This window comes from Nocardioides allogilvus (genome assembly GCF_003047285.1).
GTDB lineage: Bacteria > Actinomycetota > Actinomycetes > Propionibacteriales > Nocardioidaceae > Nocardioides > Nocardioides allogilvus.
Genome location: NZ_PZYX01000036.1, coordinates 1 through 1,279 on the forward strand (window position 1 = coordinate 1; position 1,279 = coordinate 1,279).

Below are 1,279 nucleotides of genomic sequence, written 5' to 3' on the forward strand. Positions count from 1 at the left end.
GGGCAATGTCAATCGGTCGAAGCAATTTGGGTCAGGCTGCTGCCTGTCGCAGCAGCTCGTTCAGTCTCTGGGCCGGCGTGTGCAGGTCCAGGGTGGGACGGGGTCGTGCGTTGAGGGTGGCCGCGATCCGGGCCAGGTCCTCGGCAGTGTGGATCGAGAGATCGCTGCCCTTCTCGAACCAGTGCCGCAACAGCCGGTTGGTGTTCTCGTTCGTGCCGCGCTGCCAAGGCGAGTGCGGGTCGCAGAAGTAGAGCTGCAGATCGAGCGCGGTCTGGATGTCGGCGTACTTGGCGAGCTCGACACCGCGGTCCCAGGTGACCGAGCGGCGCAGGTGCTCAGGCAGTTTGCCCATCTCGCGGATCATCGCCTCGGCCACCGCGTTCGAGTCGTGCCGACCGGGTAGGTGCAACAAGATCGTGAACCGGGTCGAGCGCTCCACCAGCGTCCCGATCGCCGAGCCCGACGCCGTGCCGCCCATGATCAGGTCACCCTCCCAATGGCCCGGCACCGCCCGGTCAGCCACCTCGGCCGGCCGTTCGCTGATCTTGAAGGCCTCCTTGTACGGACTGGCCGGGTTCCGGGTGCTGCCGTGTGCCTTGCGTCGACTTCGTTTCAGGCTCAGACAGCGGTGCAGATCAGCGCGCAGCGACCCACGGGTCTGCACGTAGAGGGCCTGATAGATCGTTTCGTGGCTCACCCGGTCAGTGTCGCTGGCTGCATCGCGCGCGAGCATCTGGCTGATCAATCTGGGCGACCAGCCGTCGTCCATCCACGCCTCGATCCGCCGACACAGGCCAGGGTTGGCGGCTAACTTGCTCGTCTTGGGGCGGGGACGACGCACCGCGGCGGCGCAGTGCGCCACGCTCGCCCGATACACCCCGTCCGGGCTGCGATTGCGACTGAGCTCGCGGCACACCACCGACTTGTCACGACCGATCGCGTCGGCGATGCATTGCAGCGTCCACTCCTTGTGGACCCCGGCCGCGATCTCTACACGGTCATCGATCGACAACGCCCGCCGTACCCCTCCCACGACGGAGCCCAACGATTGAACAGACCCGAGGCCACCATGAGGACCCAACACGAGACGAAGGTTCATGTGGCCAGACTGGCTCCACCACGCCACGGCCTGAGTGCTCGACACCCCAGTTCGCTCAGCGGCCTGGCGAAGGGAAACCCCACCGCAGATCAACTCCACAAACGCCTCACGCACTTCAACCGGGAATGTCTTCGGCATACAACGCTCCTTCAAGCGTTGCTTCGACCATATGAATCCGCC

The 1,279-nt window shown here is 65.4% G+C and carries 1 protein-coding gene; it reads right to left on the reverse strand.

The features are described 5' to 3' along the window. Window positions 1-31: 31 nt before the first annotated feature. Window positions 32-1,237 (reverse strand): IS30 family transposase, encoded by a 1,206-nt coding sequence (locus tag C9J87_RS19270; protein ID WP_107706354.1) that lies wholly within the window; start codon window positions 1,235-1,237, stop codon window positions 32-34. Between the last annotated feature and the right edge of the window lie 42 nt (window positions 1,238-1,279).